Below are 20,954 nucleotides of genomic sequence, written 5' to 3' on the forward strand. Positions count from 1 at the left end.
CCAAGGTCAGCGCATCAGCAGGGTCTGCGCTGCGCTGTGTCGATGGCTCCACGCAGCCCCTGCTGTTCCCCAACCTGTGACATTTCTATATGGCGCAGATTGTGACTTCTCTACTTAGCGAGAACACCGTCCCCTCCGTTTCGAGGGTGCGGATGGCCTGACGGACTGTATGCCGGTTCACGCCGAACCTGGCGGCAAGTTCGGAATCGGCAGGCAGCTTGTCGCCAGGGCAAAAGGCACCGCCCCGCATGTCCTGCAGGAGTGAAAGTCGAATCGCTTCCCAGCGCTTCACGACTTGCAGCCTTCTTGAACCGCGCCATCAAGGCATTCTCGACGAGCGAGAGCCGCGACAAGCGCTTCGCCTGCCACTGGGATTTCGCCCGAATTGTCGATCATCAAGGCATCTCCGACATCAAAGGCCATTGTCCTGCTACGTGCGAGGCGCGCACCGATCGCGGCCTCATCTTCCCGGCCGCGTTGCGCGAGCCGCTCCGCGATGGCCTGTTCAGAAGCGCTAATGCCGATAACCTCGAGTGAGGGATAGACTCTGCGTGCATCGCGGATGATGCGGCGCGAGCCGTTGACGACCACGGTATCGCCGCGGGCCAGCCAACCTTCGATCGCCGCTGGAATGCCATATCTCAGGCCATGGGCGTCCCATTGAAGGGCAAACTCCCCGCGCGCGGAGCGTTGGTCGAATGCCTGGTCATCAATGGGTTCATGATCCTCTCCCGGCGAAGCCGCTCGTGTGATGACGCGACGTACGAAACGGATGCGCGGGTCGCTGGCAAGCTTGGTCCGCGCGTAATCGAGCAGCGTGTCCTTGCCGACGCCGCTGGGGCCGACGACCAGTAGGAGGCGCCCAGGTCTCACAAGCCTGCTCCCAACTGGAAATAGGATCGGACGTGAAAGTCGGCCCCGGGCTCGCTCTCTTCGAACAGGGCGAGTGCATCGATGAGTATCCCGTTTCTCGCCAGAGCGTCGAACCGGTCCCGTAGTTCCGGCTCAATGCTTGACGCCTCCTCCCCGGTGACACGGTTCGACAGCGTCATATGGAAGCGAAAGCGCTCGAACACATAGGGATAGCCCCAGCGTTCGAGATGGGCCGTTTCAACGTCGTCGAGATCAGCTTGCTTGCGCCGAGCAAGCTCATCATCCGTCGGTGGCGCGCGAAAGCCATCAAAGGCGCCGACGACTGCGCCAGCAAAGTCGTTTAACGCGGGGCAAGGCGCATCGGGCACGAGAGCGTAGAAGCCACCGATCTGTTCCAGGCGAAGTGGCACAACCGGGAACGGGCGATGGGTTGCTGCGAACCGTGCAACGGCGGCTTCGAAATCCTCGATCCGCGCTTCAGGGGCCAGTCGAAACGGGGCCTTGAGCGTTGCGTGAAAACCGTATCGACGGGGCTCGGTCGTAAGGCTGGCATCGCGATGGACGATGGCGGGGGTATTAGCGGGGTCGAAAGCATCGCGGCCCAGCCACGCGACGGCGGCCTGTGTCAGTGGGTGGTCCACTGGCGGCGTAAAGTAGATCGCGTAGCGGGGCTGGACTACCGTCATGCCGCGACCTCGGAAAGACGCTTGCTCGCCTGACCCACCTCGAACAGGCGATCGGCGACGGCATCACGCACTTCCTCATCGTGGAAGATCCCGACCACCGCAGCGCCGCGTGCTTTGGCTTCGCGAATGAGCGCAGCGACCGTCTTGCGGTTCGCGGCATCGAGCGATGCCGTTGGCTCGTCCAGAAGCAGGACCGGGTACTCAACGACAAATCCGCGGGCAATGTTCACGCGCTGCTGCTCGCCTCCCGAGAAGGTCGCTGGTGCCAACGACCAGAGACGTTCGGGAATGTTGAGCCGAGAGAGCAGCGATTTTGCCCGGCGGGTCGCTTCGTCCTTGTCAACACCGGCCGCGCGCGCTGGCTCCGTAACGACGTCCAGAGTGGACACGCGCGGGATCACCCTCAGGAACTGGCTGACGTAGCCGATCGTACGACGGCGAAGCTCAACGATTTCCCAAGGCTGCGCCGCCACCAGGTCGATCGCCCGATCGTCGGCGGCGATCAGGATTTCGCCAGCGTCGAGCTTGTAATTCGCGTAGAGGGAACGCAGCAGGGTCGACTTGCCGGCGCCCGAAGGACCGTGGAGGCAAACGCATTCGCCAGCAGAAACGTCGAAAGCGACATCGTTGAAAACGGGTATTTGCACACCGCCCTGGGTGTGAAGAGTGAAAGTCTTGGTAAGGCCACGGGCCTGGAGCAGGACGCTCATGGTGGTGATCTCCTCAGGCCTGAAGCACAGATGAAACGAGCAGCTGGGTGTACGGATGGTGGGGATCGTCGAGGACCTGATCGGTCAGCCCCTGCTCGATGACCCGGCCACGCTGCATCACCATCAGTCGATCGGCAAGCAGGCGAACGACCGCAAGGTCATGTGTGACCAGGATCACAGCGACCCCGATTTCCCGGACAAGCCCGCGCAGGAGGTCGAGCAGACGAGCCTGCACGGAAACATCAAGGCCCCCGGTTGGCTCGTCCATGAAGACGAGCCGTGGCTGCGTGACGAGGTTTCTGGCGATCTGCAGGCGCTGCTGCATGCCGCCGGAGAAGAACATCGGCTTGTCGTTGGTCCGGGAAAGGTCGATCTCAACCTTGGTCAGCCAGTCCTGCGCTTCCTCGCGGATGTCGCCGTAATGACGATTGCCCACCGCCATTAGCCGTTCGCCGATGTTGCCTCCCGCGCTGATGTCCATGCGCAAACCGTCACGCGCGTGCTGGTGGACCATGCCCCAGTCCGTCCGGGCCAGACGGCGACGCTCTGGCTCGGACAGCCCGAGCACATCGGTCGGGCCCCGGTCCTTGACATCGTAGGTGATCGTCCCCGCATCGGGGGTGAGGCGGCCGGAAAGGCAGCCCAGGAGAGTGGACTTGCCCGAGCCGGACTCGCCGACGATGCCGAGAACTTCGCCGGGGTAGAGGGCGAAGGAAATATCCTCGCACCCGATCTGGCCGCCGTAGGACTTCGAAAGATTGGAGACTTCGAACAGCGCTCGGCGCTTGTGTTCAGCTGCACCGGTCATCGTACGTTCTCCTCGATGGAAACAGGCATATCGGTCTGACGCGCCTGACGTTCGTTGCAGAAATCGGTGTCCGAACACACGAACATGCGTGAGCCCTTGTCGTCGGTGATGATCTCATCGAGATAGCTTTCGGAGGAGCCGCAGAGCGAGCAGCTTCCCTCCCACTGCTGCACCTCGAAGGGATAGTCGTCGAAATCGAGGCTTCGGACCGAGGTGTAAGGCGGGACCGCGTAGATGCGGCGTTCGCGACCAGCGCCGAACAGCTGGATCGCCGGGTTCATTTCCATTTTCGGATTGTCGAACTTGGGAATGGGTGACGGTGCCATGAGATGGCGGCCATTTGCGATCGTAGGGTAGTCGTAGCTGCGCGTGATACGCCCGTAGTGGGCAATATCCTCGAACAGGGTGACCTGCATGGCGCCATATTCTGCGTAGGCGTGCATCTTGCGCACTTCGGTCTCGCGAGGCTCGATCATGCGCAGTGGCTCGGGCTGCGGAACCTGGTAGACGATGAGCTGCTCTTCGCGCAGCGGCGTTTCCGGGATGCGGTGGCGGGTCTGAACGATGGTTGCTTCATCGACCTTGTCGGTGACGGCAACGTCGGTGACGGTCTCGAAGAAGCGTCGGATCGACACCGCATTCACGGTATCGTCAGCGCCCTGGTCGATAACCTTCAGGCGGTCTTCAGGACCGATCACTGCGGCGGTGATCTGCATGCCGCCCGTACCCCAGCCATAGGCGAGCGGCATCTCGCGCCCTCCGAACGGCACCTGGTAGCCGGGAATGGAGAGAGCTTTTATCAGCGAACGTCGGATCATTCGCTTTGTCTGTTCATCGAGGTAGGCGAAGTTGTAGCCTTCGCCTTCGATTTCGTGGGTGCGCGCGGTCATTGCGCCGGTTCCTTGTTTTCGCTGGTGCTGGTTCGCGCGGCGTCGCGCTCGGCGCGCAGTTGGCGGACCAGCTGGATCTCAGCCTGGAAGTCAACATAGTGGGGCAGCTTCAGGTGCGATACGAAGCCGCTCGCCTCGACGTTGTCGGCATGCGAAAGGACGAATTCCTCGTCCTGCGCCGGGTAGCGGACGCTCTCGCCGAATTCAGGGGCCCGCAGGGCCCGGTCTACCAGAGCCATGGACATGGCTTTGCGTTCGCAGTGGCCGAAAGCGAGACCGTAACCGCGTGAAAACTGCGGAGGGACAGTCTCGCTGCCCTGGAACTGGTTGACCATCTGGCATTCGGTCACGGTGACTTCGGCTACCGCCACCGGGAAGCCAAGCTCCTCCGGCACGATCTCGACCAGAATTTCGCCAAGGCGCATCTCGCCGACGAAGGGGTGAGCGTTGCCGTATCCTCGCATCGTCGAATAGGCGAGGCCGAGCAGCATGCCCTCATCAGCGCGTGCGAGGCTCTGAAGGCGTTGGTCGCGGCCAGCGGGGAACGACATCGGTTCGCGTGTCAGATCGAAGACGTCATCCTGAGGCACCGGGATTTCCGGCTCGATGATGCCTTCCCCGTCCAGCACGTCGATTACCCGCGGGACAACCTGATCGAGCGGTTCATCGGCAAGGACAGCTGTTTCCGGATCACCCTCGGCGGCGAGTGCGAAGTCCAGCAGACGGTGGGTGTAGTCGTAGGTTGGTCCCAGCACCTGGCCGCCGGGGATATCCTTGAAGATCGCAGACACGCGACGTCGGACGGCCATTGCCGCTGTATCGACCGCTTCCGAGGTCGCGATACGCGGCAGGGTCGTGCGGTATGCGCGCAACAGGAATACCGCCTCGACCGTATCGCCTCGCGCCTGCTTCAGCGCGAGCGCCGCGAGTTCGCGGTCGTAGATGGAGCCTTCCGTCATTACTCGGTCGACCGCGAGATCGAGCTGCTCGCTGATCTGGTCGAGGCCAAGTTCGTTGACGTCAGGGGAACCCCGGCGGGTTTCGGCGATCAGCCGGTGGGAGTTGCGGATGGCCTGCTCGCCACCCTTTACGGCCACATAAGCCATGTCAGATCTCCACGGTAATGGTACGCGGCAGACCGACCATCGCGCTGCCGCATGTGAAGAAGATGTCGACGCCGGCGGGATAGAGCTCCCGGTTGAGATCCCAGTCCGACCAGAAGCTGTCCGGCAGGCCATCGATGGCGACCGATCGCTCCCCCTTGATACCCGGCCCGCGCCAGGTCCGTGGCGGCCCCTGATCGAGTGAGGAGACCTGGATAATCAGGGTCGTCGAACGATCAGGATATTCGTCAGTCCCCTGAGCAAAGGCGGTCAGGCCGGGCATTTCAGAAGGATCGGAAACGACCGCAAACCGCGCAACGTCGGCCTCCCCACTGACCGGGACTCCCGTGTGGAACCCAAGCCAGGTCCTGACTGCTTCTCCCGCAGCCGACGGAGCGAGCCAAACGGAGGTTTCGCCATCGAGCAATGTCAGCGCCAGTGCGCCGGTCGCGCTGGAGAGCGGCTCGGGAGCTTGCTGGTTCTGATCGAGCGTGATGACGCGCCCCGGATAGGCGGTCGCCGTCATGATCGCGCGGAATGTCGCCTGGGAGTCGAAGACCGGATCGGCGAAGCCTGGCAGGAGGCTTGCACTTGCGGGCGGGGTGAAGGCGTGCTGTGTCATGACAGGTTGTCTCCGCGAACCATCGTGAAGAACTCGACTTTGGTTGCTGCGGCCTTGCGGCTCGCGAGAAGGCGACGGTCGCTTTCGACCTTGCGCAGCGGCTCGATCACCTGTTCGAGCAAGGTCGCTTGCAACTCATGCTGCTGAAGGCGTGCATCAAGCAGAGCAGCCAGTTCCGCCTGCCTGCGGCTGCGGCCCGAAGCATAGCCGTGTCCGACAGCCCCGTCGGGCAGGCGCACCGAGCAACGCGTGACCGTCATTTCGCCAAGGTTGAACTGCGCGCCGGTGCCACCGGCCCGGCCGCGGACCATGACCAGTCCGACGTGCGGAGCGCGAAGCCATTCGAAATCCACGTCGGCAAGATGAGCAGCGGCCAGATTTTCCACGTCGTCGGCACGGGCGCGCGAGAGGATGCCGATCCAATCCGCGCGCGCGGTATCCGCACCGGTCCCTTGAGGTAGGGCGTTTTCCATCGTTGAGAATTCCATCGAGAAAGGAAGTGCTGGGAGTCCTGCTCCCACGGATCACAGGATGCGTCGGCCACCGATCCAGATGTTTCGGATCACTGGCAGGCCATCGACCACCCGGACGCGCAAAAGATCGGCACGAAGGCTAGGAGCGATGGAGCCGCGATCGTCGAAACGAAGCGCCTGTGCGGGTGCCAGCGAGCCCATCGCGACCACCTTGGCCAGGTCGAAGCCCATGCCAGCCAGCTTGAAGATGGCCTGCAGCATGCTCGAGGGCACATAGTCCGAGCTAAGGATGTCGACGAGACCGGCGTGCGCAAGTTCGATTGCGCTGACATTGCCCGAGTGGGACTTGCCAAGAACGACGTTTGGCGCGCCCATGACGTTCTTCATCCCATGATCGTGAGCGCGCTGGGCCGCTTCGAGCGTGGTCGGAAACTCGCAGATACCCACGCCGTACGTGTGCGACTGGTCGACATCCTCGACAGTGGTATCGTCATGGCTCGCCAGGGGCAGGCCATGAAGGGCAGCCTCTGCAAGGATTGCATCGCGGCTACGGGGGGTATGGGTCTGCTGGTTGTTCCGGCAGACTTCGAGATGCGCTGCAAACTCTTCATCATTCCAGACCCGCGCATGCTTTTTGCGGTAGTATTCGCGGTAGATGTCCAGGTTGCGCCATTGGCGCTGGCCGGGCGTGTGATCCATGAGGCTGATGAGGCGGACGGTTGGGTCTGCCAGCCTGCCTCTCGCAAACTCGAGGACACCGGGATCGGCAAGCTCGCAGCGCAAGTGAAGGTAGTGCTCAGCCTTCAGCAAGCCGGCGTCGCGCGCCGCTTTCAGACTGCTGATCGCTCCGTCAAGCATGGCTGCACGGGCACCATCGCCATCGTAGTCGCCGAGCGCGAGTGAATCGACAACCGTGGTGATACCGGCGCCGAGGAGTTCCCAGTCGTGCGTCAGAACCGATCCGATCGGGAACGGCCAGGTCACGCGAGGGCGCGGACGGAAGTGGCGCTCGATATTGTCGGTGTGAAGGTCGATCAGCCCCGGCAGCAAGAAGTCGCCTTCCAGGTCTTCGCCCGGGACTGCGAGTGTCGCCTCTGGTTCGACGGCAGCGATTTGCGCGCCGTCAAGGCGGATGCTGCCCGTGACGACGCGGTCGGCCAGAACCAGTTGGGCGTTTGTGAGCAGATCAGCCATTCAAGGGGCCTTTCGAGACCTTAGAGCCCGATTCAAAAGTTTCTCAATGGTTTGAGAATGTTGCGATCCTGCGGGTGAGCATGCGGATGCTGGCCACGGTGGCCCATGCGGTGGAGCTTTCGATGGATCGCTCCCAGTCTTTGGCCAGACGGCGGCACCGGCCCAGCCATGCGAATGTGCGTTCGACCACCCATCGGCGCGGCAAGATCTCGAAGCCTTTGGCGGTATCCGATCGCTTGATGATTTCGAGCGTCCACCTGCCGTGGCCCTTGAGCGCGTCCTTGAGTTTGCTGCCTGCATAGCCGCCATCGGCGAAGACGTGCCGCAGCCAGGGGAACCGGAAGCGGACGGCTTTGAGGACATCGGGCGCGCCATCGCGATCCTGGATGTCGGCGGCATGGACGAGGATGAAGATCAAAAATCCGCAGGTGTCGGTGAGGATGTGCCGCTTGCGGCCCTTGATCTTCTTGCCCGCATCGTAGCCGGAAACGCCGCCGCTTTCCGTCGTTTTGACCGACTGGCTGTCGATCACGCCCGCCGTCGGGCTCGCCTCCCGGCCAACCTGCTGGCGCGCTGTCATCGCCAGAAGATGGTTGATTGTCGTGAGCAGGCCACTGTCCCGCCAGCCGTAGAAATAACCGCGCACTGTCGAGATCGGTGGAAAGCATTTGGGCAACATGCGCCATGCACAACCGCTCGACGCTATGTACAAGATCGCGTCCATCACCGCGCGCAGGCGCGTTGTCCGCGGCCGCCCACCACTGCGAGCCGGTGGCAACAAAGGCTCGATCAGCGCCCATTCCCCGTCGCGTAAATCGCTTGGGTAGCCCGGCCCATTGCGCATATGCTGCCGCCGGGCGGTATCAGTCCAGGCCATGTGCTTCTCCATTCGTCTCGACAACGACGGTGAATCACATCCTGCTGATATCGCTCAACTACTTTCCGCTCGGGCTCTTAGGGAGACAACTTGCATTCAGCGTCTCTGCGAATGCAAACGAAAGCGTGATTGAACCTAGATGTCTAGACATCATTAACCCCATGGGTTTGCGTTGCCTTAGCGCTTGTGGCGGCATCGGGATCGATCAGGTCACCGTAATGGGCCCGCGCAACATCGGGATGCGAACGGATACGCGCCTTCAGGTGGTTCTCACCGACGCTGCGGAACAGCGGGTTGGCCGGGTCAGAGCTCACGCCGCGGGCGACCGCCTTGAGTTCGGGCGGGAGGTCGATGAGAGGGATATGTCCTTCGTGGCTGGCACCAAGAAAGAACGGGATGGAGTACCGAACGATTCCGGAAGGCGGTGTCACCGCTGCATGGACGTCTGCGCGCACGAAACCATCCGTTGCAAGCTCGAGCAATTCCCCGGTGTTCACGACAAAGGTGCCCGGGATCGGTGGTGCTTCGACCCAGCTGCCATCCTGGCGCTGGACACGGAGACCCTCGGTGCTGTCCTGGAGCAGGATCGTCACGAGACCGCCGTCCTTGTGCGCCCCGACGCCCTGTTCAGAGCGGGCCACATCACGGCCGGGATAGCGAACGATCTTCAGGTGCTGACGCGGAGCCGATTTGTAGAGCGGCTCGAAAGCACCTTCCGGTTGCCCGAGAGCAAGTGCGATGGCTTTCAGCAAATCGATCGCGACGCGGGTCACTTCGGCCTGGTACGTCGTGATGATCGGCTTCAGGCTGGGCATTGCCGAGGGCCACTGGTTAGGGCCAATCGTCCGCTTCCATGCGGGCGTGTCCGGACCAATCTCGGCGAAGTCCTCCTCGCGGTCGAAATCGACCTGCTCGCGCCAATCCTGTCGGCCGCCGGTCAGTTCACCGCCGATACGGGTGTAGCCGCGGAATTGGGCCGATTTGACGATGTCGATTTCGAGCTTGGCCTCGCGCGGCAAGGCAAAGAACATCCTCGATGCCGTCAGGGCCTGCGAGATGAGGTCGGGCCTGACGCCGTGACCACGAAGATAGAAAAAGCCATGATCGAAAAGGATCTCGCGCAATTCGCCGACCAGCTGCTGACGGTCCTCCTGGCTGCCATACAGGAGTGACAGATCAAGGAAGGGCAACTGGCTCGTCGACACAGCTTCCGCCGACGTGAACTCGTTGGTGCGCTGGAGCACCGGATCGGGGAGTTGGGTGACAGTCACTGGGCGTTGTCCGTGATGCGGGTCTCGCGCGGCGCCATACGAACGACCTGCTGCTCCACGGGGAGGTCTGGATCGTACATGTACTTCGGGCTGGCATCGAGAAAGTCGTGGGTGTGAACGATGACGGCTCCGCCTTGCAGGAATGCGATGGCATAGGCCGGCGGCTCCATGCTGCAGGGGATGCCGCGCTCGATGGTGAAGTCGAGCCAGAGTTGGTGGTTGAGGCCGCGCAGGGTAGTGAAGGGAATGCCGCGCCAGCTCCCTGCGATCGGCCGGTGCACGTGGCCGAAGAAGATGTGCCGGATATCGTGTCCTTCAAGCACCTTTGCAAAGGCGTCCGGATCCTCGAGCATGATCTCGTCGACCGCGCGCAGGTTCACGGGCAGCGGATGGTGATGCATGAACAGGTAGCATGGACGACCCGCTGCCTCTTCAAGCCGCGCCTTCAGCCATGCCTGTCGCTTTGCGCAATAGGCGCCTGCGTGCCCGGTCGCCTTCTTGGTGTCGAGGAACAGGAGGCGCCCGGCGTCGGTGTCGATGAAAGACTGAACGAAACCATCTGCGTCGGTTGGCTCTTCGGGAAACACCTGGAGAAACTCGTCACGGGCGTCGTGATTGCCGATAACCAGGCGGACGGGCACCGGCAGCGCTTCTAGCGCTTCTCGCAGGCGGATGTATGCGCCGTGCTCGCCATGATGGGCCAGGTCGCCGGTAATGACACACAAGTCGGCATCAGCGTGGTTGGCAGCGATATCGGCGATGCAGGCCTCAAGCCGCACGCCGGGATCGTTTTCGAACAGACTTCGCCCTTTGGGAACAAGGTGCAAATCCGTAATCTGGATGATTTTCATCTTACGGGTCTCGCTCAGCGCCACAGGCGGCGCGAGGCGATCTCGGCGCCCTGAACCATCGCTTCGAGCTTACGCCAGCCAATTGCCGGATCGACGGCATGGAAGGAGGCGAAGGTTGCAAACCCGCAGTCTGTACCGGCGATCACGCGTTCGCGGCCCACCAGATTGGCGTATTGCTCGATACGCTGCGCCACCACTTCCGGGTGCTCGATATAGTTCGTGCAGGTGTCGATGACGCCAGGCACGATCACCTTGTCCTCGGGAAGCGGCGTCTCCTTGAACAGGCTCCATTCGTGGGAATGGCGCGGGTTGGCCGCTTCGAGCAGGATCGCCATCGGCTTGGCGGTCACGATCAGGTCGAAGATTTCGTGCAGGTCGATGTCGTGGTGGTGGGGCGATTCGTAGTTACCCCAGCACAAGTGCAGACGCAGACGGTCGGCCGGAATGTCGCGCAGGGCGTGGTTGAGCACTTCGACGTGAAGTGCGACTTCCTTACGGAAGTCCGCGACTTCCATCGGCTGCGCGCGGAAATGCCGGCCAAGCGCGAGTTCGGGACAGTCGATCTGAAGGAGAAGGCCGGAGGCGACGATGGCGTCGTACTCCCGCTTCATCGTGTCTGCGAGCGCGTAGAGGTATTCCTCCTGCGTCGCGTAAAACTTATTGGGCATGTAATGCGCCATGATGCCTGGCGAAGAGGCATTCATGAACGCGTCCTCAACCGCGACGCCTTCAAGCGCGGCCTTCAGGTTGTTGATGTCGGACGCGACATGCTCATCGCCATGATAGGAGAGCGGGCCGACGCAGGTCGGGGTCTTGATTTCCATCACGATCTTGCTGGCGAACTCGGGGAATTCGGTGAGCTCGGACAGGGCCAGCGGGTGATCGACGCCGGTGAGGCCGGTCATGCGGTCACGCGCATAAGTTGCATAGGCGTATTTGCTCATCTCGCCGTCGTCGACGATGGAGATGCCAAGATCGGCCTGCCGCTTCACCACGTCGCGAACCGCAGTCGTGATTTCATCGGGCATCGCGTCAAGCGATGCGGCGTCGAGTTCGCCGCGTTCGCGTGCCAGCAGCTTGGCTTCCAGGCTTGCCGGACGCGGCAAGCTGCCAACATGGGTGGTGAGAATGCGATCGGTGCTGATCTTCATGTCATACTCCTGAGCATTTTGCAGACCTGTTCCTGAGCAACCCGGCAGGTCTTCGCGCTTGTGCGCTCACTGTGAACGTTTTGATCGACCAGCGCCCATTGCGAGATCATGCTTAGCAAATCTGGGCGGCAATCGGGTTAAGAGGTCGGATCGACAAGCGCCGATCCGACCGTGATTATTGAACTTAGAACCGCTTCGATGCCGACATGCCGATCGTGCGGGGCCGGAAGGTGGTGTCAGTGAAGAGATCCGATCCCACCAGGTCCTGGTAGCGGCCAAGTGCCGGATGGGCGTTCAGCGCGTTGGTCATGAAGAGCGCGATATCGACGTTCTGCCAGTTCACGCCTGCACGCAGGTTGAGCTGGTTAGTCGCCGGGTTTGCCGGGATGTCGGGCTTGTAGAGCACCGGCGATGCCGGGTTCTGCGAGTTGAACGGTCCCGGATTACGGCTGTGGAAGACATCTTCTGCACGCAGATAGCCATCGATGTCGCCGGGCAGGACGAAGGTATATTCCGCGGTGGCGCGCAGGTCCCAGGGCGAATTGACCCAGGGCGGTGAGCCGATGACATCGCCCTTGGTGTTCAGGATGACGCCGTACTGCTCGATCGTCTCCTTCATGCGGGTGCCCGTGTAGCTGGCGGACACGCCCAGCTTGAACGCGTCGGTCACCTTGGCATTGAGGGTGAGATTGAAGCCGTTGACCTCAGCCTTGCCGGCGTTGGTCGTGTAGGTGTAGCCGCAGTTCGGGATATAGACACCCTGCTGGATGTCGTTCCAGTCGATATGGAAGGCGTTGGCGTCCACGCCCAGACGGCCGCCGAACAGCTTGCCCTTCAGACCGGCTTCGTAGCTCCAGACCGAATCCGCCTTGAAGGAGGCCGGCGTCGAGGGAACCGTGCAGCCAACGCCGCCCTCTTCGGTCTGCAGCGGGATCGGGATGTTGGTGCCGCCGACGCGGTAGCCCTTGCCGGCCGATGCATAGAGCATGAGGTTCGGGCTGGCATGATAGGTCACGCCCACCTTGGGGGCGAATGGCTTCTCGTGGTTCTTGCCGCTCGAAACCGGGAACAGGCCGCCGGTCCAGTAGCCGCTCTGCTCCTGGTAGAAGCTCGATTTGGTGCTCGCGATACGAGCGCCTGCCGTCAGCGTCAGGCCCTTGACCACTTCCCAATCGACCTGACCGAAACCTGCGATCTGCTTGTCGTAGGAGTAGAGGCTGCCGGTGAACAGGGACACGTAGGGATCCATGCCGAGGTAGGCTGAAAAATACGGGTCGATCGAAACGTGGGTGTCGTGCTGGGTGCTGTCGGAGTAGAATGCACCAACGGTCCACTTTAGCGCAGCATCCGGGTTCGAGGAGGAAAGACGCACTTCCTGCGTGAACTGGTGCAGCGAGGTGGTGACATCCTTCCAGGCCGCGTCGGTTTGGCGCGCGGGATAGGCGAGGCCCATCGGGTTGCCATAACCGACAGTTACCGCGCCATAGAAGCTGGTGATGTCAGCGAGCACGCTGCCCTTGCGGTCGAGGTACGAGCTGACCGAGGTCAACGTAACACCGCCTAAATCGGCTTCGAGCTTCAGCGAGGGAAGCACGAACTGATCTTGGTTAGGCTGACGCAGAAGACGCCCGTTCTTGAACTTGCCTTCGCTCGGATCGGAAAGGTACTCGTAGTACGCAGCGCTGTCGTTCGTATTGACCTTCTGGAAGTAGATCGACGGCGTGATCTTCAGCCACTCCGTCGGTGCTGCTGTCACTGCAGCGCGAAGCGCATAGGAGTCGGAGAAATTCGAGTTCGCCTGCACGGTCTTCAGGTTGAACGGATCGACCCGGTCGATGTAACCGCCGTCGTGGCGATACCAACCGCTGACCCGGAACCCGAGCTTGTCATTGACAATGGGCCCGCCGAGCGCGGCGCCGGCTTCGTAGCTTGGGCTGCCGCCCTGCGTGAACGAGAGCTCGGTACGCGCCATACCCGTGTAATGATCGAGACCGGGCTCAGGGCTGATGAAGCGCAGCGCACCGCCTTCTGCGCCTGCGCCAAACAGCGTGCCCTGGGGGCCGCGGTCGACTTCGACGTGATCCACATCGAACATCAGGGGCAGAGGATTGCCGAAGCCCGAAATCCACGTGGCACGCGCCTGGATCGGGGTATCGTCGATATAGATACCGGTCGTGGAGTGACCGACGGACGAGTTGATGCCCCGGATGGCGATGTTGGTCAGCGCACCGCCGCCATAGTATCCGGCCGACTTGTCGAACTGGACGCCCGGCGTCATCTGGGCGAGGTCGGACACGCTGCGGATGGCTGATTTTTCCAGCGCTTCGGGATTGTAGGCCTCGACGCTGATAGGCACCTTCGAGATCTCTTCACGGCGCTTGGTTGCCGTCACGACGATATCGGAGCCATCGCTGTCAGCGGCGGCTTCGTCTGCGATGGCTGGCTGAGCGCAAATGCCAAGAGCCACGATGCAGGCCGCGCCAAGGAGGCTGGCGCGACGGGCGCCGAAAACTCGTTCGGATGAATAGTGCGACTTATTTGTGGTGGAGTCGTAGCGCTCCAGCAATTCGGTTGCGGAAACAGTCATTTGAACCCTCGTGAAATCCATGTTTGAACCGATTGGTCCGCGCAGCTGACCGTGCCCCCGGCCCGCCCCGGCCTGCGCGCCGGGACATCCCTGAAACATTCGAATGTCCCGCTAGTGTTGGATTATGATAGTTTCACGACATGGGGAAAAATTCATCCGAATGATTTGACGATCGCAGGTCAGACGTTCGCAAAAGTCCGCAGATTTCCGCGAGTTTTACCAGCCAACCTTCGACGAACAACTAAAGGTCCGTGATCGATGTCGGATTTAACATTCGAATGATATCGTGCTACGAACGGATCATGAATCATCCGAATGATGCGGCACCTCGGAATTCCGGGTGGCAGACGATCCGCGACGCCATCTCGACAGAAATCCAGAATGGCGTGCTCAAGCCTGGCGCCAAGCTACCGACGGAGCCTGAGCTCTGCTCCCTGTTTGGGGCGACGCGGTATGCTGTTCGAAGGGCTGTGGAAGCACTCGCTGTCGACGGCAAGCTACGTGTCGAGCAAGGACGCGGGACGTTTGTCGAATCAGCGTCAAAGCTGAATTATCGTGTCGGGCGCCGAGCGCGGTTTCGTCAGAATCTTTTGTCTGAAGGCGTGGAACCGGACGGAGAGATCCTCTCGGACGAAATTGTCCCGGCATCACCAGCAATCGCCCAGGCCCTCGAACTGACAGAGGGGGCTCCGGTTCATCGGGTACTTCAGCGCAGCCTGGCAGATGGCGTGCCCATCAGCCTGGGTCACACGTATGTGTCTGCCCTTAGGTTTCCTGAATGGCCGCGTTATGTGCGCCAAGGCATGTCGATGAGCGATGCCTATCGCGCTTACGAAGTTGTCGATTATTTCCGCGGATCTACAAGCGTCCATTAAGGTAGCCGGTCCTGACGGCCTTGAGGTGATTGATCCAGAGGAAGGGACGCGACTGCGCCTGCGAGTGCAGCCACCCAGACCATGCCTCCGAATTAGCTCCAGACGGCGCCGGTATTCTTACAAGCATTGCTTCCTGGACCCCGTCGATGAGACGGCTGAGGAGCGAGGCAAGGTGGTGCGGGCCCGCGAACTGGAAGTGGGCTGCCCCTCCTACTCCATGGCTGATATCGACGATGGTGGCCTCGGAAAGACGGATGACGCGTTCAAGTCGTCCGCGGATGTCGATGTCGAGTTCCGCTTGGCCCCGTGCCTCATGCCCGAGTGCCTGTACTACTCGGGCACATTCCCGAAGTAACAGATCGGCGGCAACTTCACGGCTGTCGTCCTGGACGATGCGATCCTCGTCAAGATTTCGTTCAACCAGTGGGCCAAGGTTGCCAGTCGCAAGTTCGCGGATGCTGAGAATCAACGACCGTCGGACGGCGCGAGGCTCGCCTCTCGCTCTGAGCTGACCGGCAACTTCGGCTGCGTCGGCGGCGCGATCAGCTATGAGAAAGAGGAGCGTCGCGGAGATTGTCGAGCTAATTGTGTCGCTCGATACCACCGTTAGCCGGCGAGTCCCGGATTCGCGGATGCGGCCGAGCACCTGATGGGCGCTTGCCGCGACGAACGCAGCTGCCCGCGTCTGCTCGGGGCGCAAGTCGAGCGCAACGTATGCCTCGAAAGTCGAGGCGAGGCGTCTGACCCGATCAATCACCTCGCTTGCGGCGCCCGGCTCTCCTTCTCTGGCCAGCAGGCGTATCGTCGACAGTTCGATGTGGGCGGCGGTGAGAAGTTCATCCAATGCCTCAGGGTCCAAGCCTGGCAGATCCGGCGCCTGCCTCAGGAGCGCGCGCGAGCTAGAGTCAAACATCGGTGATCTCCACCACCTTGGCAGCTACCTCGTCAGCAAGAAGAGCAAGCCCTTTTCGAACCTCATCGAACGCTAACACTCCGGCGGATCGGGACGATTTCGCGCCACCCGCTACGGCTTTGAAGCCAGCGACGATGTGCTGGAACTCACCATCCTTGCGTTGGTTTTCTCCTGTTGCCACCGCGACCCTGAACTCCCGTGCCCCTTCCCAGAACACCTCATCAACTGCGGTCTCGGCGTCGATCCCCGGCACGCTCTTGAGAAGCGTCACGAGGTCGGCAAGGATCTCGTCGTCACGTTCACCGCGCAGGATCGCTTCAATATCGGTCCAAACTTTCGAGGTGATCAGACCGCGTGGCGATTTCGAGGCCTTGTCCTCGCACAGCACGATCCGGACGATTTCTTCGCCGTCATCGTCCAAATCCACAATGAACCCGTCAAATCCCTTGTCAGCCTGCCGCACTTGTGGCGCCGTCATGTATCCGTTCGGAACGGCCATCCTCGCTGCGACCCAGGACACATGCTGGAACAGCAAGCCGTCGCGATGGATCATCGAGATATGCATCCTTTTTTTCGCGGATTCCTTCTCCTTGTCTGTCCCGTTTCGAAATAGTTCGACATCCTCAGCATGTGGCGCCGTAAGTTTCCGCACGACATTCTGTGCGACCCTACCCTTTGGAGCCCGTCGTCGCGGTTCGAGAGCGCCAATGACGCGCATCGCATTTTCCTCCTGCCTCAAATACAGGTAGGCGACTATCTCGACGAGTTTGTGCCGGTTTTTCGTGGTTATCGACCATTCAGAAAAAAGGCACTCCGGCGTTTGGGAGGTCTTAATCTTTAGAGGCATTCTGATGACTTCCGTGCCGGTTCTTGAAAGTAGTGGTGTATCGAGCTTCCAACCCAAATCCACCAGTCACATGTTGCCTGCGCGCTGCGCCATCCTCGCGGATCGCCGCCGGTGACGGCTGCTCCAGTCGGTTAGGCCGTAACGAGAATAGGAACGCACCGAAGCCATCAAGGGCAGGGCGGCCTATGCGCGACGTCAAGCCGGCGATGGATTAGAGAAACAATCGTCACCAGATCCTCGGCATCGTCTTTCGTCATAGTCCAGTGGATGCGAGCTTCATGGGCAGTGGGATTGCGGAACATGCCGAATGCTCCTTTTACGAGATTTGCAAAGCCGCTCTGTTCGCTCTTCTCGCTCACCGTAGAACCCGCGTTGATCGTGATGCGCGGGGCATCGCCGCCAAGCGACTTGTCGACCAAGTCACTGCCGTCATCGGTGAGTCCCGAAAGTCGGCGCATTTTGTCCGCTACGCTCTTCACAGCTTCCTGCGCGGAATGAGAATAATTGTCGGCGAGAAGCTCAACCCGGCAGAAGGCAAGAACATCGGGATGGCCGGCTCAAACCTGCTACGCAGCGGATGATCGAGCGGCAGTTCACGATTATGCACGACGGCAAGCATCCGTTCGCCGATATGCATCGCTTCTTCCTTCGCAACTGGGGCCTAGCCTGATCAAGACAGCCAATTGCTAGGCGGATCCCAGCGTGCGAAGAGGAAGCAGGCCGGAACTGAGAGAATGCGAGTTGGCCGCGCCGAGCACCTCTGAAAGTTTGGGCTCGATCACGCCGCGCCGAATGCCCGGCTGCACCACGATCATTTGAAACGTTGCCGGGCGTGCTCGAGCAAAAGTCTTGAGAACCTCTTCGTCGCCGCGAACGAACTCGGCCATGCCGCTCTTGTTCTTGTGGCGGTTGGAAAGCCGTTTGACGAGGCGCGCGATATCGCACCAGATGTAACCTTTGACCGCCTGTCCGCACACTTCGTAGACATCGGCGACTCTGTTGCCCGGGCTGGGGCCCGACGAGCCCTTGCAATGATAAAAGCGAACATCGACACCGCCATCGTCGCGTAGCTTGAATGCCACGAAATCGGCCGTCTCGCCGCTGCCATGGTCCCAATAGACGACGTCATCGCTTCCACCCGCCAGAACCTGGCGCAGGTGACCCTGGATCGACGTGGCAAGACCAACTCCCGCCGCGTACTCCACCTTGATATCGACGCCGGCGGCGTTCCAGTCGAGCGTGTCGACCAGGTCGGCGCTGTAGAGCTCGAAGCCTCCAGCCGGCGGCGGATAATGTTCCTCGCCATCAAGCCGCGACCAGTCGTCGAGCGTAAAGGCGACCGGGTCATCGTTCAAATAGTCTGCCAGATCGACATCATGACGCTGCCAGTCGAGAACCACCCGTGGCTGGACATCGTCGAGATAGCCGAACAGGGGGCCGCCGCCTTCAAGCCTGAAAATCAGGTTTGTCGCCACGAGATCATTGGCAAGGCAAATGGCGATATGATGATCGCCCCAGCCTGTGACGTCGAGAGAGAATTCGGTCAGCGGCACGGAATGGTGGGCGCCGGAAGTATCTTGGAAAATCGCCTGCGGCGGCTCTATGTAGATATCGTTGGACCAGATCGCGAACAGCGGCCTGCCGGGGATTTTCCGCACCGTTTCACCGGTCTGGAGCATATCGAGCTTGCTGCCAGTTACCGCCGCCTTCTTGTCATTGATCTTGCGGGCGAGTGTCCGGCACCATCCCAGTAGCTCGGGCAGACTGAGCGTTCTGTTGCTCCAGATCTTCGACGAACTGCTGAGGCCGATCGTCAATCGCTCCTCGCCATCGTAGGCGCTGCCGAAACAATGCCCGCGATCATAGAGACGCGCGTCTTCGTTCCGGATGGCCTCATCGGCATGGGATCCGGCCATTATGCGGTAGGACTCCGCGAGACTGGCTGCCTGCCGCTTCTTCATACCGACCTGGAAGAAGCGCGGATCGCCAAGCTCCTTCAGCGCGCGGCTCACATGGCTGAGCGGAAGGATGCGAGGATCATACCCGGTCAAGTTTCGTGCCAGCGTGCGGTAATAGCCATCGGCGCGTTTCGACGCACAGATGAACAGGAGATTCGCCGCTTCGTCGTAGTAAAATACGAAGATGTCGAACCGAACGTCGAGCAGCCGATCGTCGCTAGCCCATCGCACACCGGTGACTTGCCGGGTGATGTGCACGCTCGCGCGCTGACTGTCGCTCGTCCAGGAAAAGACCGTTTCCCGGTCGCCTCCAAAATTCATGGGCGTTGCTAGATCCGGGGCTTCCCGCAATCGATAGATCTTGACGTGCGCGTACAAGGACAATCCGTAGAGCGAAAGGTCCGCGAGGTCCGGGACGCTCGTTTGCGGCTCGAACGCCTCAAGCGTTTCTCGCACGTCCACTTCGCGGCGAATTCGCGCCTCGCTCAGATTGGGAATGATCTCGGCCCAAACGGCGCCCTCGGCATACAATTGCCGCGCTTCGACTTGAATGGCTGACATCGGAGCGAGGAAGGTTGCACTGCCTAGTCGCTCGCCGACGGTCCGGGCGAAACGACCGATAAATTGAAGTGTCACCGCCAGCGAGCGATGCGGTGCATGGACCGCGGCAATCTTCAGCCGCGGCATGTCGAACCCTTCTCCCATCATATTGACGCAGATAATGCCATCGAGCTCGCCGGTATCCAGCTTGGCCAAAACACGGCGAACATGCGCGAGTGATTGGTCACCCGTCACCAGTTTCAATCTTAGCTCGGTATTGACCGCATAAATGCCCTCAAGCTCCTTCGCGCGCGCTCGGCTATCGGTGCGAACCATCAAAAGATGATCTAGGTTTGCTGCCCGGTCAGCCTTGAATTTGGCTTCCGCAGCAAGGGCAACGGCGCGATCTTCAGCTTCGCGGCCGGTATCACCGGCTTCGGGCTCTGCCGGGATATAGTCGATGTGCCCAAATACACCGTCATCATAGGCTCGCTTCAGATCATAACTATAAACGAAACGACCCTTTATTTCCCGGTCATCTCTACGAAATGGTGTGGCAGTAAACAACACCTTGAGCGCATCTGGAAATCCCTCGATAAGAGTTCGCCACGTCAGAGCGGGACTGTGATGCGCTTCGTCGACCAGGATCAGATCGAACAGGTCGGCTGGTGGTGCCGGGACATCTTCCAAGGACGGGCTGATGCTTTGTACGGTCGCGACGACAACATCGAAGGCCCTCATGGCCTCCCAATCGTCGGCAGTTTTGACCCGTGCGTTGGTAGCCATGACTGCCGGCGCGGCGAGATCGTTCGGTAAGGCATTCAGACGCTTCAGGACTCGCAGTTCGCCAAAATCCTCGGCAATTTGTTCGCGAACAAGGCGGCTCGGAGTCAAGACGAGCACGCGGCTCGCTCGAAGGAGAAAGGCACTCGCCTGCAACACCGCTGTCTTGCCCGATCCCGTCGGCATGGTCACGATTGCGGGATCGGTCCGTGAGGTAAAGTGCGACGCTATAGCAAATAGCGCACCGCGTTGCGCCTCGCGAAAACCGGGCTCCGGAATGTCGTCGCCGCGTTCAACGGGAAAGCGCAGATCTGAATAATGCGATGCGAAATAGGTCACGAGATTTCTGCGATCTCTAACGATGGGATGGGGAAAACTGAAAATCGTCTAGCGAAGCGACGTCCTCGTGTTGGCCTCCGGCAATAAGACCTTTGTCGGAACGGCTACGAGACTTCGACATAGCGGCGATCAACGAATTGCAAGGTGTACGCCCCTTTCCCGCATTCCATATCGGCCGAATGTCATATGCCCGCGGTTGGCCAGCATAATCTGTGCATTCACCACTGCAAACCAAAAGTGGAAACTGAAGAGCTTTAATTTACTCCTCTCGCCAGATTAAATGTGACCTACCGGTCAACCCGAGTTCTTGGCTGGCCATGAACATCAAGGTCAGCAATGCATAACAGGGCAGACTTCGAATGAAAACTCGCAAACAAGTGGCAGCTGATGCTTCTGTAGTTAGCTGCACCAGCGGGCTAGTCGCATTCCATCGCCCTCACCGCTCGTCCTCCGCCCCCATGATCGCACCCGAGCCCCCGATCGGAGCCGCTCAATCCTCAAGTGATTCTCGGGGCCCCTTACGAAAATGATAGCATGTGCAGATAGCGCAGCTACAGCTTTATGAGTTTACAGCCTAAGACAGGAGCGGTGCATTATTCCCCC

General features: G+C 60.7%; 20 protein-coding genes and 1 pseudogene. 1 reads left to right on the top strand and 20 read right to left on the bottom strand.

Features of this window, described 5'->3' with window-relative positions; translation table 11 throughout:
- Positions 1 to 85: 85 nt before the first annotated feature.
- From LDN95_RS23350 to LDN95_RS19835, 15 genes are all read right to left on the bottom strand, one after another.
- Positions 86 to 292 carry a GntR family transcriptional regulator gene (locus tag LDN95_RS23350; RefSeq protein WP_226019285.1) on the bottom strand — a complete coding sequence of 69 codons (207 nt, stop codon included), beginning with the start codon at positions 290 to 292 and terminating at the stop codon, positions 86 to 88.
- Complete coding sequence (gene phnN / locus LDN95_RS23355) at positions 289 to 873, bottom strand: phosphonate metabolism protein/1,5-bisphosphokinase (PRPP-forming) PhnN (protein ID WP_212742240.1); 585 nt, start codon at positions 871 to 873, stop codon at positions 289 to 291. The genes LDN95_RS23350 and phnN overlap by 4 nt, the downstream gene beginning before the upstream one ends.
- Complete coding sequence (locus LDN95_RS19775) at positions 870 to 1,559, bottom strand: DUF1045 domain-containing protein (RefSeq protein WP_124811479.1); 690 nt, start codon at positions 1,557 to 1,559, stop codon at positions 870 to 872. Before LDN95_RS19775 ends, phnN begins: the two co-directional genes overlap by 4 nt.
- Positions 1,556 to 2,269, bottom strand: a complete 714-nt coding sequence (phnL, locus tag LDN95_RS19780; protein WP_124811480.1) for a phosphonate C-P lyase system protein PhnL — start codon at positions 2,267 to 2,269, stop codon at positions 1,556 to 1,558. The genes LDN95_RS19775 and phnL overlap by 4 nt, the downstream gene beginning before the upstream one ends.
- 13 nt (positions 2,270 to 2,282) lie before the next feature.
- Positions 2,283 to 3,077: a phosphonate C-P lyase system protein PhnK gene (gene phnK / locus LDN95_RS19785; RefSeq protein ID WP_124811481.1), complete on the bottom strand. Its 795-nt coding sequence runs from the start codon at positions 3,075 to 3,077 to the stop codon at positions 2,283 to 2,285.
- Entirely contained in the window at positions 3,074 to 3,967 is an 894-nt protein-coding gene (locus tag LDN95_RS19790; protein WP_124811482.1) for an alpha-D-ribose 1-methylphosphonate 5-phosphate C-P-lyase PhnJ, read from the bottom strand. The genes phnK and LDN95_RS19790 overlap by 4 nt, the downstream gene beginning before the upstream one ends.
- On the bottom strand, positions 3,964 to 5,073 hold the full coding sequence (locus tag LDN95_RS19795; RefSeq protein WP_124811483.1) for a carbon-phosphorus lyase complex subunit PhnI: 1,110 nt from the start codon (positions 5,071 to 5,073) through the stop codon (positions 3,964 to 3,966). The genes LDN95_RS19790 and LDN95_RS19795 overlap by 4 nt, the downstream gene beginning before the upstream one ends.
- Position 5,074: 1 nt before the next feature.
- Positions 5,075 to 5,692 (bottom strand): phosphonate C-P lyase system protein PhnH, encoded by a 618-nt coding sequence (gene phnH / locus LDN95_RS19800; RefSeq protein WP_124811484.1) that lies wholly within the window; start codon positions 5,690 to 5,692, stop codon positions 5,075 to 5,077.
- Positions 5,689 to 6,165, bottom strand: coding sequence for a phosphonate C-P lyase system protein PhnG (gene phnG / locus LDN95_RS19805; protein WP_124811485.1), 477 nt, complete (start codon positions 6,163 to 6,165; stop codon positions 5,689 to 5,691). The genes phnH and phnG overlap by 4 nt, the downstream gene beginning before the upstream one ends.
- Before the next feature lie 51 nt (positions 6,166 to 6,216).
- A complete protein-coding gene (locus tag LDN95_RS19810) occupies positions 6,217 to 7,359 on the bottom strand; it encodes an alpha-D-ribose 1-methylphosphonate 5-triphosphate diphosphatase (RefSeq protein ID WP_124811486.1) in 1,143 nt (380 codons plus the stop codon).
- 43 nt (positions 7,360 to 7,402) lie between these two features.
- On the bottom strand, positions 7,403 to 8,236 hold the full coding sequence (locus tag LDN95_RS19815; RefSeq protein ID WP_198356566.1) for an IS5 family transposase: 834 nt from the start codon (positions 8,234 to 8,236) through the stop codon (positions 7,403 to 7,405).
- Between the two features lie 143 nt (positions 8,237 to 8,379).
- Entirely contained in the window at positions 8,380 to 9,507 is a 1,128-nt protein-coding gene (locus tag LDN95_RS19820) for an isopenicillin N synthase family oxygenase (protein WP_212742242.1), read from the bottom strand.
- On the bottom strand, positions 9,504 to 10,358 hold the full coding sequence (locus tag LDN95_RS19825) for a phosphodiesterase (RefSeq protein ID WP_124811530.1): 855 nt from the start codon (positions 10,356 to 10,358) through the stop codon (positions 9,504 to 9,506). Before LDN95_RS19825 ends, LDN95_RS19820 begins: the two co-directional genes overlap by 4 nt.
- Before the next feature lie 14 nt (positions 10,359 to 10,372).
- Positions 10,373 to 11,509, bottom strand: coding sequence for a cobalamin-independent methionine synthase II family protein (locus LDN95_RS19830; RefSeq protein WP_226019286.1), 1,137 nt, complete (start codon positions 11,507 to 11,509; stop codon positions 10,373 to 10,375).
- A 184-nt stretch (positions 11,510 to 11,693) separates the two neighbouring features.
- On the bottom strand, positions 11,694 to 14,096 hold the full coding sequence (locus LDN95_RS19835) for a TonB-dependent receptor (protein ID WP_226019287.1): 2,403 nt from the start codon (positions 14,094 to 14,096) through the stop codon (positions 11,694 to 11,696).
- A gap of 251 nt (positions 14,097 to 14,347) precedes the next feature.
- Here LDN95_RS19835 and LDN95_RS19840 point away from each other — a divergent pair, with 251 nt between their 5' ends.
- The gene (locus LDN95_RS19840) at positions 14,348 to 14,971 is read left to right on the top strand and encodes a GntR family transcriptional regulator (protein ID WP_126849514.1); all 624 of its coding nucleotides are present in this window, start codon (positions 14,348 to 14,350) and stop codon (positions 14,969 to 14,971) included.
- Here the strand turns inward: LDN95_RS19840 and LDN95_RS19845 are convergent.
- The 5 genes and pseudogenes from LDN95_RS19845 to LDN95_RS19865 form a co-directional block, all read right to left on the bottom strand.
- Positions 14,955 to 15,815 (bottom strand): hypothetical protein, encoded by an 861-nt coding sequence (locus tag LDN95_RS19845; protein ID WP_212742243.1) that lies wholly within the window; start codon positions 15,813 to 15,815, stop codon positions 14,955 to 14,957. The two genes, LDN95_RS19840 and LDN95_RS19845, sit on opposite strands and share 17 nt — an antisense overlap.
- 61 nt (positions 15,816 to 15,876) lie before the next feature.
- Positions 15,877 to 16,788, bottom strand: a complete 912-nt coding sequence (locus LDN95_RS19850; RefSeq protein WP_226019288.1) for a hypothetical protein — start codon at positions 16,786 to 16,788, stop codon at positions 15,877 to 15,879.
- A gap of 110 nt (positions 16,789 to 16,898) precedes the next feature.
- Positions 16,899 to 17,222 (bottom strand): annotated as a pseudogene (locus tag LDN95_RS19855) (TIGR02391 family protein); the annotation flags it as partial.
- The gene (locus LDN95_RS19860) at positions 17,207 to 17,368 is read right to left on the bottom strand and encodes a hypothetical protein (RefSeq protein ID WP_171007697.1); all 162 of its coding nucleotides are present in this window, start codon (positions 17,366 to 17,368) and stop codon (positions 17,207 to 17,209) included. The pseudogene LDN95_RS19855 and the gene LDN95_RS19860, both read right to left, overlap by 16 nt.
- A 49-nt stretch (positions 17,369 to 17,417) precedes the next feature.
- Positions 17,418 to 20,351, bottom strand: a complete 2,934-nt coding sequence (locus tag LDN95_RS19865; RefSeq protein WP_226019289.1) for a DEAD/DEAH box helicase family protein — start codon at positions 20,349 to 20,351, stop codon at positions 17,418 to 17,420.
- Between the last annotated feature and the right edge of the window lie 603 nt (positions 20,352 to 20,954).

The organism is Novosphingobium sp. FKTRR1, assembly GCF_020404405.1.
In the GTDB taxonomy this organism is placed as follows: domain Bacteria; phylum Pseudomonadota; class Alphaproteobacteria; order Sphingomonadales; family Sphingomonadaceae; genus Novosphingobium.

Excerpts from the sequence above, each read along its gene's own strand:
- phnH (WP_124811484.1), bottom strand. The coding sequence starts at position 5,692 with ATGACACAGCACGCCTTCACCCCGCCCGCAAGTGCAAGCCTCCTGCCA.
- LDN95_RS19835 (WP_226019287.1), bottom strand. The coding sequence starts at position 14,096 with ATGACTGTTTCCGCAACCGAATTGCTGGAGCGCTACGACTCCACCACA.
- LDN95_RS19860 (WP_171007697.1), bottom strand. The coding sequence starts at position 17,368 with ATGCATATCGGCGAACGGATGCTTGCCGTCGTGCATAATCGTGAACTG.
- phnK (WP_124811481.1), bottom strand. The coding sequence starts at position 3,077 with ATGACCGGTGCAGCTGAACACAAGCGCCGAGCGCTGTTCGAAGTCTCC.
- LDN95_RS19775 (WP_124811479.1), bottom strand. The coding sequence starts at position 1,559 with ATGACGGTAGTCCAGCCCCGCTACGCGATCTACTTTACGCCGCCAGTG.
- LDN95_RS19790 (WP_124811482.1), bottom strand. The coding sequence starts at position 3,967 with ATGACCGCGCGCACCCACGAAATCGAAGGCGAAGGCTACAACTTCGCC.
- LDN95_RS19795 (WP_124811483.1), bottom strand. The coding sequence starts at position 5,073 with ATGGCTTATGTGGCCGTAAAGGGTGGCGAGCAGGCCATCCGCAACTCC.
- phnG (WP_124811485.1), bottom strand. The coding sequence starts at position 6,165 with ATGGAAAACGCCCTACCTCAAGGGACCGGTGCGGATACCGCGCGCGCG.
- LDN95_RS19830 (WP_226019286.1), bottom strand. The coding sequence starts at position 11,509 with ATGAAGATCAGCACCGATCGCATTCTCACCACCCATGTTGGCAGCTTG.
- LDN95_RS19825 (WP_124811530.1), bottom strand. The coding sequence starts at position 10,358 with ATGAAAATCATCCAGATTACGGATTTGCACCTTGTTCCCAAAGGGCGA.
- LDN95_RS19810 (WP_124811486.1), bottom strand. The coding sequence starts at position 7,359 with ATGGCTGATCTGCTCACAAACGCCCAACTGGTTCTGGCCGACCGCGTC.
- LDN95_RS19815 (WP_198356566.1), bottom strand. The coding sequence starts at position 8,236 with ATGGCCTGGACTGATACCGCCCGGCGGCAGCATATGCGCAATGGGCCG.
- phnL (WP_124811480.1), bottom strand. The coding sequence starts at position 2,269 with ATGAGCGTCCTGCTCCAGGCCCGTGGCCTTACCAAGACTTTCACTCTT.